The 15,341-nt window shown below is 34.7% G+C and carries 15 protein-coding genes; 4 read left to right on the top strand and 11 right to left on the bottom strand.

The window, feature by feature from the left end; genetic code table 11:
- Positions 1-11: 11 nt before the first annotated feature.
- From MKO96_RS02785 to MKO96_RS02795, 3 genes are all read right to left on the bottom strand, one after another.
- Positions 12-278, bottom strand: coding sequence for a hypothetical protein (locus MKO96_RS02785; RefSeq protein WP_001021974.1), 267 nt, complete (start codon positions 276-278; stop codon positions 12-14).
- Positions 279-355: 77 nt separating this feature from the next.
- Positions 356-1,639, bottom strand: coding sequence for a PTS sugar transporter subunit IIC (locus tag MKO96_RS02790; RefSeq protein WP_087980426.1), 1,284 nt, complete (start codon positions 1,637-1,639; stop codon positions 356-358).
- An 11-nt stretch (positions 1,640-1,650) separates the two neighbouring features.
- Positions 1,651-1,956, bottom strand: coding sequence for a PTS sugar transporter subunit IIB (locus MKO96_RS02795; protein WP_240586594.1), 306 nt, complete (start codon positions 1,954-1,956; stop codon positions 1,651-1,653).
- 226 nt (positions 1,957-2,182) lie between these two features.
- Between MKO96_RS02795 and MKO96_RS02800 the strand changes: the two genes are divergently transcribed.
- Positions 2,183-3,742, top strand: coding sequence for a glycoside hydrolase family 10-like protein (locus MKO96_RS02800; protein ID WP_240587376.1), 1,560 nt, complete (start codon positions 2,183-2,185; stop codon positions 3,740-3,742).
- A 55-nt stretch (positions 3,743-3,797) separates the two neighbouring features.
- Here the strand turns inward: MKO96_RS02800 and MKO96_RS02805 are convergent, their stop codons facing one another.
- The 3 genes from MKO96_RS02805 to MKO96_RS02815 all read right to left on the bottom strand — a co-directional run bounded on the left by MKO96_RS02805 (position 3,798) and on the right by MKO96_RS02815 (position 6,666).
- Positions 3,798-4,631, bottom strand: coding sequence for a DUF3974 domain-containing protein (locus tag MKO96_RS02805; RefSeq protein ID WP_240586595.1), 834 nt, complete (start codon positions 4,629-4,631; stop codon positions 3,798-3,800).
- Between the two features lie 24 nt (positions 4,632-4,655).
- Entirely contained in the window at positions 4,656-5,768 is a 1,113-nt protein-coding gene (locus tag MKO96_RS02810; protein WP_000137410.1) for a toxic anion resistance protein, read from the bottom strand.
- A 313-nt stretch (positions 5,769-6,081) separates the two neighbouring features.
- Positions 6,082-6,666, bottom strand: a complete 585-nt coding sequence (locus MKO96_RS02815; RefSeq protein ID WP_087980823.1) for an O-methyltransferase — start codon at positions 6,664-6,666, stop codon at positions 6,082-6,084.
- Positions 6,667-6,977: 311 nt separating this feature from the next.
- Between MKO96_RS02815 and MKO96_RS02820 the strand changes: the two genes are divergently transcribed.
- Entirely contained in the window at positions 6,978-7,136 is a 159-nt protein-coding gene (locus MKO96_RS02820) for a hypothetical protein (protein WP_001100983.1), read from the top strand.
- Between the two features lie 35 nt (positions 7,137-7,171).
- On the opposite strand, the gene MKO96_RS02825 is transcribed toward MKO96_RS02820, so the two are convergent.
- From MKO96_RS02825 to MKO96_RS02835, 3 genes are all read right to left on the bottom strand, one after another.
- Positions 7,172-8,044 carry a sigma-70 family RNA polymerase sigma factor gene (locus tag MKO96_RS02825; RefSeq protein ID WP_240586596.1) on the bottom strand — a complete coding sequence of 291 codons (873 nt, stop codon included), beginning with the start codon at positions 8,042-8,044 and terminating at the stop codon, positions 7,172-7,174.
- On the bottom strand, positions 8,022-9,332 hold the full coding sequence (locus MKO96_RS02830) for a phytoene desaturase family protein (RefSeq protein WP_240586597.1): 1,311 nt from the start codon (positions 9,330-9,332) through the stop codon (positions 8,022-8,024). Before MKO96_RS02830 ends, MKO96_RS02825 begins: the two co-directional genes overlap by 23 nt.
- Before the next feature lie 164 nt (positions 9,333-9,496).
- Positions 9,497-11,029 carry an SMI1/KNR4 family protein gene (locus MKO96_RS02835; RefSeq protein ID WP_240586598.1) on the bottom strand — a complete coding sequence of 511 codons (1,533 nt, stop codon included), beginning with the start codon at positions 11,027-11,029 and terminating at the stop codon, positions 9,497-9,499.
- A 225-nt stretch (positions 11,030-11,254) separates the two neighbouring features.
- Between MKO96_RS02835 and MKO96_RS02840 the strand changes: the two genes are divergently transcribed.
- Entirely contained in the window at positions 11,255-11,887 is a 633-nt protein-coding gene (locus tag MKO96_RS02840) for a cupin domain-containing protein (protein ID WP_240586599.1), read from the top strand.
- Between the two features lie 634 nt (positions 11,888-12,521).
- On the opposite strand, the gene MKO96_RS02845 is transcribed toward MKO96_RS02840, so the two are convergent.
- Positions 12,522-13,769: an exosporium glycoprotein BclB-related protein gene (locus MKO96_RS02845; protein WP_240586600.1), complete on the bottom strand. Its 1,248-nt coding sequence runs from the start codon at positions 13,767-13,769 to the stop codon at positions 12,522-12,524.
- Between the two features lie 426 nt (positions 13,770-14,195).
- Here MKO96_RS02845 and MKO96_RS02850 point away from each other — a divergent pair, with 426 nt between their 5' ends.
- Positions 14,196-14,486, top strand: a complete 291-nt coding sequence (locus MKO96_RS02850; RefSeq protein WP_001121646.1) for a DUF4183 domain-containing protein — start codon at positions 14,196-14,198, stop codon at positions 14,484-14,486.
- Between the two features lie 60 nt (positions 14,487-14,546).
- Here the strand turns inward: MKO96_RS02850 and MKO96_RS02855 are convergent.
- On the bottom strand, positions 14,547-15,341 hold a 795-nt coding region (locus tag MKO96_RS02855; protein ID WP_240586601.1), incomplete at its 5' end, for a DUF4183 domain-containing protein.

Genomic DNA, 15,341 nt, shown 5'->3' on the forward strand with positions numbered 1-15,341 from the left:
CCTCCTATTTACTAAAAAACAATCATGTAAGTTACAAACGTACAACCGATGGAAAATAATATAAATCTATAAAACAACTGGGCTTTCGATGCGAACGATCCATCAATGAAAGAAACAACTACTGTAAGCAAAATACTTGCCGCAATACTTGTAACGAGCCATATACTATGCATTTGTGATAAATGTAGCATTCTTAATAAAGGTACAAAAAGTAAATTTGCACATATCACTCCAAATAATAATAAAAATACACCTTTATAACTAAATTTTATATTCATTCCATTTCACCCTCTCTGAACTTCATGTGAAAGAAGTGATAGACAAAATGCCTATCACTCAAAATAAAATATAAAACTTACGGACTAACAGATTCCCCATCACCATTTTTCTCAATTTCAAGCATGTTTTTGTCGTACATTTTAAAGAATGGTAAATAAATAAGGAATGATATTGTTATGTTTATAAATACGAGTACAATCGCTCTCCAATCCCCACCTGTTGCTAAATATGCACCAATTGGAGCTGGTAATGTCCATGGAGGCATTATATGTGTTGGTGTAACAAACCCCATCGCAGTTGCTGAGTATGCAATAGTTGCTGTTACTAGTGGTGTAATGATAAATGGGATAATTAATATTGGGTTTAGTACAATTGGCAATCCAAAAATAACAGGTTCATTAATATTAAAGATACCAGGCACAATACAAGTTCTTGATAATGCCTTCGAATATTTTGATCGACCAAATACAATCATAGCTAATACAAGTCCTAACGTCGCGCCAGAACCACCAATCCATATAAACCATTGGTATAATGGTTCTGGTGAAATGAATGGTAACTGATTTGCGCCACTAGCAACTGCTTCACCATTTTTCCCTAAATATACTTCCCATAATGGCCGGGCAACAGTTCCAACAACCGATACACCATGAATTCCGAATGACCAAAAAAATGTAATTAAAAATACTGGAATGATTACACCGAAGTAACTATCACCAGCTTTTACTAACGGTGCCGCTAATTTATCAACTACATGATGTAAATCAATACTAAAAACGACAGTTACTAAACTCATTAAAATAATAACGAATGCAGCAGGTATAAGTGCTTCAAACGAACGTGAAACAGACGGCGGTACTTGTTCTGGCATTTTAATCATTACATTTTTCGTCTTACAAAATCTTAATATCTCAACTGATAAAATAGAAACAATCATCGTTACGAATAATCCATGACCTCCGAGATTTGTCATCGGAAGCATAAACCCTTTTTTATCAATTAATTCAGGCGTTAATGTTAATAGTAATGAACATACTGCAAGCTGTGCTCCTGATAAAGCATCTAGCTTATAACTTTTCGCTAAATTATATCCTATTCCAAATGCTATATATAAAGACATAATAAACATCGTTAAACGATATGGTATTAATATACTTGTTTGATTTTTTAATGCCCAAACAGATATGAAACTATCTTTCGGTAATGGTGGAAATGCTACAATTAAAAAGAAACTTCCTACAATAATAAATGGTAACGCTGAAATAACTCCATCACGAATTGCTTGTAAATGCCTCTGTTCAGAAAGCCTTGCCATCGGTCCAGATAAGTTTCTATCAAGAAACGTGACAAATTTATTCATAACGCTTCCCCCTAACTAATTAAATCATTTACAGTTTTTAATAAAGTCGGTCCGCCAAGCGGCGTGTACGCTTGTGGCGGTATGATACCGCACGGGATAGATTCCTCTTCTGCAAATTTTTTTACAGAGTCAAATCGATGTCTTACTTGAGGTGCAACCATTACAACGTCCCAGCCATTCTTTACTTCTTCCTCTATCTCACCTGTTCCAATGGCATGGACTTCCATGTTTACACCTTTTTTCTCCGCCTCTTTTTTTAAAGCGTTTACAACAATTGCACTGGACATCCCTCCAGAACAAACGAATAAAACCTTCATTTATTAATCCTCCTATACTTATAAATTATCCCCTTCGGATGAAAGGAAGTTTCACTTTACTAAGAAGCATATGAAGAAGTAAAAGAATTTAGTTATACTGAAAGTAAATTTCAGTAAAAATATTTTCCCTATTAAATTAATGTTTCAATATTTATTTTTCTCAATTGTAAGTACAACCTCACCTCGGATATCATATTAGCTAACCATATAATAGGGAGGCGTATAAATAATTATGAAACGTTTATTAGTGATATGTTGTATCGTCATCTTTTTTATTCCTTTCTCTTTCATTCCTCCTCACTCTACTTACGCTGAAGTAAATACTACGTATAAAAAACATGAATTACGTGCTGTATGGATTGCATCTGTACTTAATATTGACTGGCCCTCAAAAACTGGCTTACCTATTGCAAGTCAAAAACAAGAGTTTATTAGATTATTAGACGATGTAAAAAACACTGGTATGAATGCAGTTGTTGTACAAATAAAACCAACCGCTGATGCTTTTTACCCTTCCAATTACGGTCCTTGGTCTGAATACATTACAGGTACACAAGGAAAAGATCCTGGATACGATCCGCTCGCATTTATGATTGAAGAAGCACATAAAAGAAATATAGAATTCCACGCATGGATTAATCCATACCGAATAACGATGAATCACACCGATATAAATCGATTATCGGATAACCACCCTGCAAAACAGCACCCCGATTGGGTTGTACCTTATGGAGGAAAGTTATATTACAATCCTGGCATTCCAGAAGTAAAAAAATTCATAACTGAAGGTGCTTTAGAAATTGTACAAAATTACGATGTGGATGCATTACATATGGATGATTATTTTTATCCATATAAAGTGGCAGGTGAACAATTCCCCGATCAAAAAACGTACAAAACGTATAATAGCGGTAGATTTACAAATATAGAAGATTGGCGACGTGACAATGTAAATGAACTTGTCAAAGGTTTAAATACAGCTATAAAACAAGAAAAATCATACGTAAAGTTTGGTATAAGTCCGTTCGGCGTATGGCGAAATATAGCCGACGATCCAACTGGCTCTAACACAACTGCAGGTCAAAGAAACTATGATGACCTTTATGCTGATACACGTGAATGGATACAAAAAGGTTATATTGATTACATTACACCGCAAATATATTGGAATATTGGTTTCACACCAGCTGCATATGACATATTAGTAGATTGGTGGGTAAAAGAAACAAATAATAAACCGATTCACCTATACATCGGTCAGGCGGCGTATAAAATTAATAATAATTCTGTCCCAGCTTGGTCTGATCCTGAAGAATACCCAAGACAAAATGCATTAAACCGGTTATATCCTGAAATAAAAGGTAGTATGCATTTTAGCTTAAAAGATATAAATAACAATCCACTAGGGGTTAAAGATAGACTCGCAAAAGACATATATAAACATCCTGCATTAATCCCATCTATGCCTTGGCTTGATCATGATCCACCAAAACAACCGACTTTAAAAGGTGCTATTCCAAGAGATGAAGGTATTGCTGTAGGTATCATTGATGATAGAGAGAATGACACTGCGTATTACGCAATTTACCGTGTAAAGGGGAAAAATGAAGTGGATACAGAAAATCCCAAAAATTTACTTACTACTGTAAGAAAAACAAAGCTCGGAGAAATTTATGTAGATAAAACAGCTATTTCTGGAGAAACGTATACGTATGTAGTAACTGCAGTTGATCGATTGCATAATGAAAGTGTTGCTTCTAGTCATACAACCGTTAAAGCAAAATAACAACTAATAAAAAAACGCCTTAAAAGCTAAGAACTATAGCTTTAAGGCGCTTTTTTTATTTATTCTTAAACTTCTCAGTCGCTGCTCTCATCTTCACATTCAAATCGTGATCAATCGAGTCACGAATATCTCGCTCGACTACTTCCATTTCTTTCTGGAAATTTTGCAAGTAGATTTTTAATTCTTCTTCTTTTTCTGGTCGTTGTGAAGGTGGTAATTGTACGACTAACGATAGCATCGCTGTTAAATCTTTCATTAAAAACGTTTCAAGTTTATGTTGTTGTTCAAACATACGCTGCTCCTGATAATACGGCAAGGCATTTAATACTGAAATTGTAATTTCATCAACCGTTCTTTGTAATGAAGGGTTTATTGAGCGCTTATACGTTCGAATTGTATTTAATGCATCTGGATATCGATCATAAAAATACAATTTATAAAACGAAAGGTCTGATGGTTTTACTGTTTGCTGCGTTTCTTGTCTTAAAAAATCTTTTACTTTCATCGCCGCTACATCAATATCTTCATTTGTAAGTTTTTTCGTTGTTTTCGCCATTACATGTACTTTTTTCTGTTTTTCTTTCGGTAACATTGAGAATACTTGCTCTCTCGTACGTTGACCCGATGCACAGAAAAGAGTGTTTAATGTATATTGTTCTTTCTTTCCTTCCGTACGAATCCAGCGATAAAAGAGTGGGTGCTGTGTAAATTCTTGTAGAAACGGTAATGATTTATTCGATAACTTATCTAAAGAATCATGTGCTCTTTTATATGGTTTCGTCCATGAAAAATACAGTTTACGTCCGAAATATACAACTAAAACAACGACAGTAAATGCGATTAAAAGCAATGTACCCAATAGTACTAATACTGTTTGAATGAAACTCATTTTTTCACCTCCTCTAAAAGTTTGTTATTTCCTTGGACGCTGAATGAGTTTTTGTTTCATTTCATCATTAAATGTGTCTAATTCAATTACAAACTTCTTACTTGACTCGATAATACGTTCTGATGATTTCTCAGAAGCTTCAATCGCAGCAAATACATTTTGGAATGATTCACGTAATTTATCCATGCTAATAGCAGGATTTTCAAGAAGTTTTGTTGTTTCTTCTGTATTTTGTTTTAATGCTTGTGAGTTACTTAATACCATTGATTCAATTGCTTCATTTGTCGCATTCACTGCATCAATTGTTTTACGCTGATTTGTTAACGCTAGCTGGATAGCAGCTGAAACTGTTACAACGTTTTGCGTCATCGTAATGGCATTACGAATTGCTTCTGTTAACTTTTCATTATTTTTCTTAATAATGTCTACAGATGCGATAGATTGTAATAAAACACTTTTCGCTTGCTGCATATTACGTGTACGTACTAAAATCTTTTCTAATGCATCGTTAATTAATGGAATATCTCTTTGACGTTCTGGATTTTGTTTCTCAGCTTCCAGCATGCCAGCAAGTTTTCTCCCTAAGTATACTTGCTTATCAAGTGCGTGAATTTTATCGTGCGATTGTTCTTTAAGCATTTCAAGACCAACTGTATCTTCTTGTAAGTTGTCACGACCAATTAGTAGGGATCTTATAATCTCCTCAATTTGCTTATCTATAGATTGATATTTATGCACGTATGTTTCAAGTGGATTTTTCTTGAATACTTTAAACATAATTTTCTTCATACCACTTGCTTTTAATGAATTCGGATCAAGCTCTGATACCACTTTTCGTAATTCTAACAATGTATTTGGAATTTCTTCGTTCTTTCCATTCATCATCGCTGTTACAGGACGCTTTAGTGCTGATAACGTTTGTCCTGCTGCTTGTTGCTCTTTATCCCCTAAATCTCCTAGCTGTGACAATACTTTTGATAAATCCGTATTTTGCTCGCTATTTAATTTTTGTACATAAAGATCAGCTTCTTTATTCAGTTCCTCTAATTCTTGATCTTTTATAACTGTATCTACTACTACTTCTACATTATTATCTTTCACAATGGATACAGGTTCTTTTTTCTCGAGTTCAGTCAACAAAATCGCTCCTTTATTTATATGTGCGAATTTATATGCACTATATTTCATCTATTATATCGTATTTCATATACATTCTAACTGCTTGAAATCGATTTTTTTAGAAATGCCTGTTTATGCAGTCATTCCCTGTTTCTTACTATAAGTATACCTGTTCTCAACATTATTTTCCTCAGACTTAAGACCTAGAGAACAACATGCTGAAGGCGGATTCTTCATATGTTACGTATATAAATTACGTCCTTCCATCCTACTGTACTCAATCTTTTGACATACACCCTTTTTCAATGTGATAATTATATTACGCTCAATCCTAACTCTTCTTAAGTGCTACAAATGCTCCATTTTGAAATGCCAATAAGACCGTTTCAAACATTTCATCTTCTTCAATCATTTTTCTAAACTCGGCTAACTCACTTGCATGAGAAGTTGCGTTATCAACAACAAGAAAACCCTTTGGTTGTAAAATGCGTTTTATATGCTCAAGCCACCACATGTATTGCGTCCGCTCTGAATCTAGGAAAATAAAATCAAATGAATGATCTAGTTGCACATCTAAAAATGCCCCTGCTTCTTGATTATGAACATCAATCCTTTGTAAAAGGTTTGCCTTTTCAAAATTGATAAGTGCCTCTCCAACTCGTTCTGAAGAAAGCTCTACAGTTGTTACATTTCCATTTGTTTCTTCTACCGCGCTAGCTAACCACAATGTAGAATAACCATTAGAAGTTCCAATTTCTAAAATGTTTTTTGCGCTACATCCTTTTACTAAAATTGATAAAAATTGCCCCATCTCACGAGAAATATTCCTTAATTTTTCTTCCCGTGTTTTTTTATTTCGATCATGCTCTTCTCCATATTGTTCAAGTTGAAATAATAATGAATCTAACGTATCCATTTTTTCATCGCCTTTCCAAAGCAATATGATGAAAAAGCTCTTGCTGCCCGTCTACTTTCATTATATGCGAAACGAAATCCTTTTTCTCGTTATACGACAAAGATTTGAATTTTTTTATAGCATATTGTTTCGTTTTTTGGTAAAGTTAATTTCTACGTGCAATTATTCCATTCATACTATTTTTAATTCAATTGCAGTTGTTAAATCATATAAACCCCAATTAAATGAATCGGTATTTCAAATTCAATTAAGCGCCCTTTCCGGACGCATTTTCTTTTGTTTATATATTTCTAGAAGAAAGGATGCTTACAATGAACGTGATTAGCTTAGATGCTGCTCGAAAACGAAAACAGCATAAAAAATTAATGATTACTATACCGATTATTTCACGTATTTATGAAGAAGATGGGGAAATTAAATTTGAGGTAGCAGGCGAAAAAGATGTACCTCTTGAAATGTTAGAGAAATAAAAAAAAGACGCACTTCTAAAGAAATGCGTCTTTTTTTATACCGTTACATTTAAGTGCATAAGTTTTTCAGGATTAACCATCATATAAATGTTTGAGATTTTCTCATTCTCAAATGTAAATGAAAGCACATAAGTCACTTTATTATTTACTTTAACAATAACACCTGGGGCACCATTTACCAACTTATAATCAACATTGTACTCTTCCGGGAACTTCTTCCCAATTCCAAAGAATAAACGTATAATTCTATCTGCAGAATAGATTGGATGGATTGCAGTTGTAGCTTTACCACCACCACCATCTGCTTTCAATATCGCATCTGTTTTTAATACTTCTAACATGCCTTGCGCATCCCCACACTGCAATGATGATACAAATTTCTCCACATAGGCAGCCATCTTCTTCGTACTTAATGTTGACTGCTTCGGCTTATCCAAAATACTTTTTCGTGCACGTTGAAAGATTTTTCGGCAGTTCGCACTACTCTTATCTACAATTGAAGCTATTTCTTCATATTCATAACTGAAAACCTCTCTTAATATGAAAACAACTCTCTCTACCTCAGACAATTGTTGTAAAAGTAATAAATATGCCGTAGAAATTGATTCTTTCATTACAATTGACTCTGATGGATCATCAATCTCTTCCACAAATGGCTCTGGCAACCACATTCCGACATATACGTTCCGTTTATGTGCTGCCGAACGTAATTTGTCAATTGAGCGATTTGTTACCATTTTACATAAATAAGCTCTCATATTTTCTATAGATTGAACGTCCTCCATATTATTAAGTGATATAAATACGTCATGGACGATATCTTCAGCATCCATAACACTCCCAAGGATTCTATATGCTAACGAAAATAATAATGATTGATACGTCTCATATAATTGCCCCGTTTCCATGATGAATTGCCTCACTTTCGGATTGCTTTAATATGTGTAACGCTGCACGTTTTCCACTTGCCACCGCAGCATCAGCTAATATTTCATCATGTCCAGCCCAATCTCCTGCAACATAAACACCTGGCATTCCAGGTATATTAGGGCCTGGTTTTTCAACACGGTCAATATGAGGAAAATCATATACTACCGTTATTTTCGGTAAATATTGCTGTGCAACAACTTCTCTTTTCCAATTCGGATGTAACAATTCCATTGCATTTTCTAACTGTTCTTTCTCTTCTTGAATATGATTCAGCTCTAGTACAGGGTTATGGTATTTAATTAGACTCACTACAATTGATCCATCTTCACTTAATTTAGCTGCTCTCGATTGATTCGTGAAAAATATAGATTGATCTAATCCCAAAGTAAACTGATGCAAAGGATTCGGTAATTGTTTTAAGCCAATATCTAACGCTGCCACGGTCACTTGTATAGATTGTTCACACCATTTTTGCAAACTTGTTCCTTCTGCACCTTTTATAATTTTACAAGCCTCTTTCGGTGGAGTTGTTACAATGACTGCACCTGCTTCAAATACTTCATCGTCAAAACATTGTATTCTTTGTTTCCCTTCACAATGCTCTATTTTCAAAACATGCTTTTTAGCCAGAAATTGTACACCACTAGTATTCGCTATTCCTCTTAAATTTGTTATTATCGTCTCCCAACCACCATCTACATAAAGTACTCCTTCTTTCATAGAAAGCTGTATTTGCTTTAGTACGGAAGATGCTAATTGTATTGTAGGAGCAAACGTATATGTTGTTGTTCGGCATAGTGCATAAAATATATTGCGAACCATCGGATCTTTTATTTCATTTTCTGCCCATGTAGTTAGACTCATTTTTGGAACCTTTCCTACATCTAAGTTTCCTAAATGAATCATAAGACGAGCAAACTGGACTTTTGCAGACCATGAAAGTAACGGTGTTGATAAAATAGAGCGAAAATCTGTTGGAATGGTATAAATATCCCCTTTCCATATTCCATGTGCTTTTGTAGATGGGATTCCACCTGGAAGATTTACTCCTAGCTCATTAAAAGTTATAAACGCTTCTCCACCTCTATATAAAGCATGTGCACCAAGATTCATACAAATGCCGTTTTTATTTATAGTCCTCCCTCGACCACCGAAGTGACTGGATTTTTCTAATACAATAACTTTCCTTCCAGCTTTCGCTAAATATATAGATGCTGTTAATCCAGCAAGCCCACCACCAACAATTGCTACATCAAAATGTTTCATAATAAAATCCCTCCTTATCGTTCTACATACAAGACGAACGATTAAGGAGGGATGTGACATTCAGTTACACATAATTTATTTCATCTAACCACTTTATTGCAGTATCAACTGTCAAACAGTTATACCTTCTACAAATAAACTTATTTACATAATAATATTATTTTCTAATCTATTACATGCTGGTGCCAAATTTCACTTTCTTCTTCACTCATCCCTCCTATTACTTTTGAAAAATCTATCTTTCTATCAAATGAGTCTTTTAACATATAAAATTGTTCAAACGATCCTGTAAATATTTCTAATGAATGAGAACAACAAACCGTTTCAAGGTTATCAATTGTTGCGCCATCTAATTCTAATTCCTTTAGTCCTTTCATTTTGCCTAATGCCGCTCCATCCTTTACCTTTGTATCTGTCAACTTTATATTTTGAATTGACGCATTGTGTTGAAAGCAATTTAAATTAGCAATGATGCTATTTTCAAATTCAATTGTTATTAACTTATTTAAATTTTGTAAAGCAAGCAAATCCAATTCACTAACATTTTCTAAACCTAAAATACATAAATGCTTTAAATTATCTACTTTTGAGATTGCGTTGAGCTGCTCGCGATTTGAAATATGTACAGTAAGCGATTCTAAATTTTGAAACTTCGGTAGTAACGAACAATCTTGAATACTAGTATGTGAAATGTCTAATTTCTTTAATGATGATATTTCTACAAGTGCTGAAAGATTATTTATCTTCGTATTCTTTATACTCATTTCTTGTAAGTGCTGCAAATGTAATATTGGTGTTAAATCTTGAACCGTGTTATTAACTAAATATAACTTCTTTAAAGAATTCATTCGTTCTAATCCTGCTAAATCTCGAATTTCATTTCCGGATAAAATTAGTTCTCTCACTTCCGTACACATCTGTAATGGACTAATATCTACTAACCCTTTTCCACCTAAATATAATCTCTTCTCTCTAACAAACCTGTCTGCACGTTCAGATGCACCCACTATATATCTCCAATTCTCATCTAAACTATCGTACCAATCTTTAACGTTCTTTTCAGATTGAAATATAAATTGGGGCTGTAAAACAGGTAATTCAATGTTAAATAAAGCGTCTAAAAAATGTATATTATCGTTAGCACCATAACTCCAATATAAATAATCTTCTTCTTGGTGAATGGTGAAATTTTTATTTTTTAACGTTTGTAAAATAAATAGTAACAAATCTGAAATTCTATTTGCAATTACATATTTCACTTCTTCATCTCGTCCAAAATTAATAACTTGTCCCACTTTCCCCTTTTCATCCGGATCAACATCTATTCCTAAATTGTTACCGCCATAATCTTTACTAATAGGTATCCAATTGTGATTCACATATCTTTCCTTAATATATTCTGTTGGTATTGAAAATGCATCAAAATAAAAAAAATCATCCTCTTCAATTCTTTTCCATATTCTCCACTCATCCAAAACTTCATCTAACGGGAGAAATGGCAAACCAAAAAACAACCCTGGTCCTGATTTATCCTCACCGTTATGTGCAAGATAAAGATTACGTAATTCATCTGGAAACGCAATTCCCATTTCACTTTCGGCATATTGAATTTCTTCTATTGTTGCAGGTGCATTCAAAAACGGTTGAAAGTAATTTTTTAATTCAACTTCCAACTCTTTTAAAATAGTATGGTTCATTTTCTGCACTCCCCTTGTACTCCAAATTAAAAAAGCGCTATCTTTTACATTAATTGTAATTAATAGCACCTTTTTTCGCAATGAAACTCTTGTAATTATAGTGCATTCAAACGAACATTTTTATCACTTTACAAACGAAGAGCAGCAACACTTTCACATTTCAATAACTAGACTCATATCCTAAATTCAAATTGCATGAAAATATAAGAAAGGCGGGTAATACAAATGACTTCTAATATCGACTACACTTCCCCCTCAACCAATTTCACCCATGATTTAAATAAAAGTAATTTTTTTAAAAAAGATGCCCAAAATTATATAAACGTACTTGGCATAAAACAATTAAATACTTTAGAAAATACTTCTTTATTAGATATCTATTTAAGTACAGGAAATGTTGTAGAGCCACATATTCATCAAAATGCAGCTGAACTTGTTTACTGTATTTCAGGATCTGCTGTTGTTTCCTTACTTAATCCTTTTACAAACCAAATATTAAACTTACCGATAAAACCAGGGCAAGTTGCCAACATCCCACAAGCGTGGTGGCATTATGAAATTGCTACAGCAGATCGTACTCACTTATTAGCTATTTTCAATGCCCCAACCCCAGAAGTTATTTTTGGTTCTGATATTTTAAGATTAACTCCCGCTAATATGATGGCTCATACTTACTGTCTCGATGAACAACAATGGAAACAAGCGATATCCCCTATTCAATCCACTACAGTAATTGGTCCTCCAGCAAACTGTAATCAGAACCGCGGCACGATAACCCCAACAACTCAGCCTCCTAACCAACAACAAAATTTATATTACCAAGATTCATACTATTTCCCTCTTTACTGGGGATATTAATTTATTTCATTAATAGACAATTATTGATCTCCTCGGAAAATACGTAGGAGATTTTTTATTGTATATCCACCATTCCTATTTTTTTCGTAACAATTAATAGAGTACATACATATAATATTTATATATCTAATTGGAGGTGATAGTACTATGAGTAATTATAACTATCGAAAAAACTACTCTAATAATAAAAATAGTAGTTCATCAGCATCCTCTCAGTCTTCGAATTCTCAATCTTCCAATTCCCAATCGCAAAGAGATTTAGCCGAACAAGGCTATGTAAAGAAAAAAGGATGTAACTGTAATAAAAACAAATAGTTTATTACGAATTTGAACTATAACATTTCAACGCTCACGATAAATAACTTACTTCCCTTGTATACCGTTTATGAAATGGATGAATTCTATTTTTAATAGAATTCATCTTTTTTATTTATAGGTAATTTTTAACCTATATAACTTATTCCATAAACAATAAAATTTAAAACATACATTTTTATTTTATACCAGCTTAACAAAAAGAAACTTCTCAATTGATTTATTACCTTTCTTCCCATAAAATATAGCCCTTCCTAATAAGATTAGGAAGGGCTATATACAAACGCCAGTTCAAATTTCAAACAGACATTGTAACAAGTTAGACGATATTAATACCTGCACTTACAAATCCAGCAACTGCAGCTATTGGACTTGCTGCTGTTAATGAAACATATAACAGTATTTTATCTCCAGCAGCTACTGGAATAGCTTCAGGTATGATTCCCGATGCTGTAGCACCAATCGCTATTACAGCAAATGCTGGTGCTAATAATAGAGGTGCTCCCTGTACTGTAAACGTATTACTTGCTGCTGGTGCAGTTAATATTTGTATCTGCACTTGCACAGGTGATAATGGAGCTAATGCAGCTGTTGCACTAAAGAAACCTGCTAACGACGTAATAGTTCCTGCTCGTGGTGCTACAAATGCATAATCACCTATACCTAACGCTAAAGTGATACTAGTTCCACCAGTTAAAGCTACACCAGGCTGACTAAATCCAAATCCAAGAAGAGTTCCTGTATTAGCTATTAATGCGTTAACTAACGCAGATGGTGTTGTACCTGAAGCGAATGGAATAATAGCTCCGCCACCTGTTGCTCCTGTTAATCCTGTTGCTCCCGTTGCTCCCGTTGGACCTGTGTCTCCCGTTGGACCTGTTGCTCCTGTCGGGCCTGTTGCTCCTGTTGGGCCTGTCGCTCCTGTTAATCCTGTTGCTCCCGTTGGACCTGTTGGGCCTGCTGCTCCTGTGTCTCCCGTTGGACCTGTTGGGCCTGTCGCTCCTGTTGCTCCTGTTGCTCCCGTTGGGCCAGTTACTCCTGCTCCTGTCGCTCCTGTCGGGCCTGTTGCTCCTGTTGCTCCTGGACCTGTTGGACCTGTTGGACCTGTTGGGCCACCTCCTGGAGTAGCACCAATTAGTTGAACTAATAGGTTTAATAAAAGTTGTAAACTTGCAGGATCAATTTTTAAAGAGAAGAAGAATGGTGCAAGAGCACTGAAGAATTGTTGTAATAAAGAAAGTAATTTGCTTAAATCTGGGCTAGGAGATTGTAGTACATTGATAATACTTTGAATTAATTGTTTTAAGAAATTCCCTTCTGGAGAAGGTGCTAATTCATTTAGTAAGTTCAATAGTTGAGTAAACAAATTGAGTAAAGCTAATCTGTTTGCATCACTTGGATTTGCAAAAAACGCTGCAATAGCCGCAATTAAAGAGTTTAGTAAAGTTATTAATCTTCCTAATTGTTCGCTAGTAATCGGTACTGTTTGCGGATTGTTACAACAATCTGGAGTGAAAACAATCGGATTATTGCAGTTGTTATGACCAAAACAATTGTTATGTGACATTTATTTCCTCCTTACTTATTTTATATTTGAGTGTTTTCCTATTATAAGAACTATAAATTGTGTATAGGTTTCATTCACTTCAAATAGGAAACATGAATTATAATTAAACTGAAAAAACGATATTTAATTATGTTCATGACTCACATATTAATTATATGTTTTTAATAATTGACTGCTTAGATTAAACACCTAAACTTAAGAGTTTATTTTAATTTTCCACGTTTATCTCTTAGGTCCAAAAGCACATTTTAATTTAAATATTAAAACTAAGCATTTGCATATAACCAATAAGTAACAATATCTTTACTAAAATTATGTTCTCTCAATAATTAAGAAGCCGTTTCTATTATAGAAAACTCTCATACAATATATCGGACAAGTTATTCTATACTTCGTTCAAAAAATAATTTAGGAGGTGAGAATTAATTGCCAATCATCCAACCATTTATGGCATCTAGAAGATTTACATCTACACTAGGAGCTGGAACAGGAACAGGTGCAGCTTTTGCAATTGCTGCTACAGCTTGTTTAAACGATGCTGGTACTACTGCAACTGCTTTTCCAACTTTTACGTATTACAACTTTTATGTAAACGGCATTCTTCAACCTAGTGTGAACTCCAGTATTACTACTGGACCTACTGGTGCTATTACAATTCCTGGCGGAGATGCATTAGACGGCGGAATTCCAATTACAATCGAATTTATCGTCACTTAGTTTAACTACTTTAATGTAGAACAAAAAGACAGATTCTTTTTATTTAAGAATCTGTCTTTTTTAATTAATAATGATGAATTGCAAAATAATTGAAGAACCTTGCGTTGGTGGTTGATTATCCAATAAAGTTAGCTGACCATTACTAACCTGATATAATGGTTGTGGTTGAAGTATTCCATTAATAAACAAATTAATATAGGAAACCTCATCAGGAGGTAATATGTGTGTTGTACCATATTGAGCTATCCCATCTGAATCTGTATATATAAGTTTTTCTCCATCTGAAAAAGTGTAAAATAATAAATTAGTTGTTGTTATTGGTCCAATAACTCCAGTTGGACCCGTTACTCCCGGTGATCCTGTTAAACCAGTTGCACCTGTTACTCCCGGTAATCCCGGTAATCCCGTTAAACCAGTTGCACCTGTTACTCCCGGTGATCCCGTTAAACCAGTCGGGCCTGTTACTCCCGGTAATCCCGTTAAACCAGTTGCACCTGTTACTCCCGGTGATCCCGTTAAACCAGTCGGGCCTGTTACTCCCGGTAATCCCGTTAAACCAGTCGGGCCTGTTACTCCCGGTGATCCTGTTAAACCAGTTGCACCTGTTACTCCCGGTGATCCTGTTAAACCAGTTGCACCCGTTACTCCTGGTGATCCTGTTAAACCAGTTGCACCTGTTACTCCCGGTGATCCTGTTAAACCAGTTGCACCCGTTACTCCTGGTGATCCTGTTAAACCAGTTGCACCTGTTACTCCCGGCGATCCTGTTAAACCAGTCGGGCCTGTTACTCCCGGTGATCCTGTTAAACCAGTTGCACCTGTTACTCCCGGTGATCCTGTTAAACCAGTTGCACC

This window comes from Bacillus sp. ES1-5, from assembly GCF_022487605.1.
Lineage (GTDB): Bacteria > Bacillota > Bacilli > Bacillales > Bacillaceae_G > Bacillus_A > Bacillus_A wiedmannii.

Bases quoted from the DNA above. Each gene is read 5' to 3' on its own strand.
- MKO96_RS02785 (WP_001021974.1), bottom strand. From the start codon at position 278: ATGAATATAAAATTTAGTTATAAAGGTGTATTTTTATTATTATTTGGA.
- MKO96_RS02790 (WP_087980426.1), bottom strand. From the start codon at position 1,639: ATGAATAAATTTGTCACGTTTCTTGATAGAAACTTATCTGGACCGATG.
- MKO96_RS02795 (WP_240586594.1), bottom strand. From the start codon at position 1,956: ATGAAGGTTTTATTCGTTTGTTCTGGAGGGATGTCCAGTGCAATTGTT.
- MKO96_RS02805 (WP_240586595.1), bottom strand. From the start codon at position 4,631: ATGAGTTTCATTCAAACAGTATTAGTACTATTGGGTACATTGCTTTTA.
- MKO96_RS02815 (WP_087980823.1), bottom strand. From the start codon at position 6,666: ATGGATACGTTAGATTCATTATTATTTCAACTTGAACAATATGGAGAA.
- MKO96_RS02820 (WP_001100983.1), top strand. From the start codon at position 6,978: ATGAACGTGATTAGCTTAGATGCTGCTCGAAAACGAAAACAGCATAAA.
- MKO96_RS02825 (WP_240586596.1), bottom strand. From the start codon at position 8,044: ATGGAAACGGGGCAATTATATGAGACGTATCAATCATTATTATTTTCG.
- MKO96_RS02830 (WP_240586597.1), bottom strand. From the start codon at position 9,332: ATGAAACATTTTGATGTAGCAATTGTTGGTGGTGGGCTTGCTGGATTA.
- MKO96_RS02835 (WP_240586598.1), bottom strand. From the start codon at position 11,029: ATGAACCATACTATTTTAAAAGAGTTGGAAGTTGAATTAAAAAATTAC.
- MKO96_RS02840 (WP_240586599.1), top strand. From the start codon at position 11,255: ATGACTTCTAATATCGACTACACTTCCCCCTCAACCAATTTCACCCAT.
- MKO96_RS02845 (WP_240586600.1), bottom strand. From the start codon at position 13,769: ATGTCACATAACAATTGTTTTGGTCATAACAACTGCAATAATCCGATT.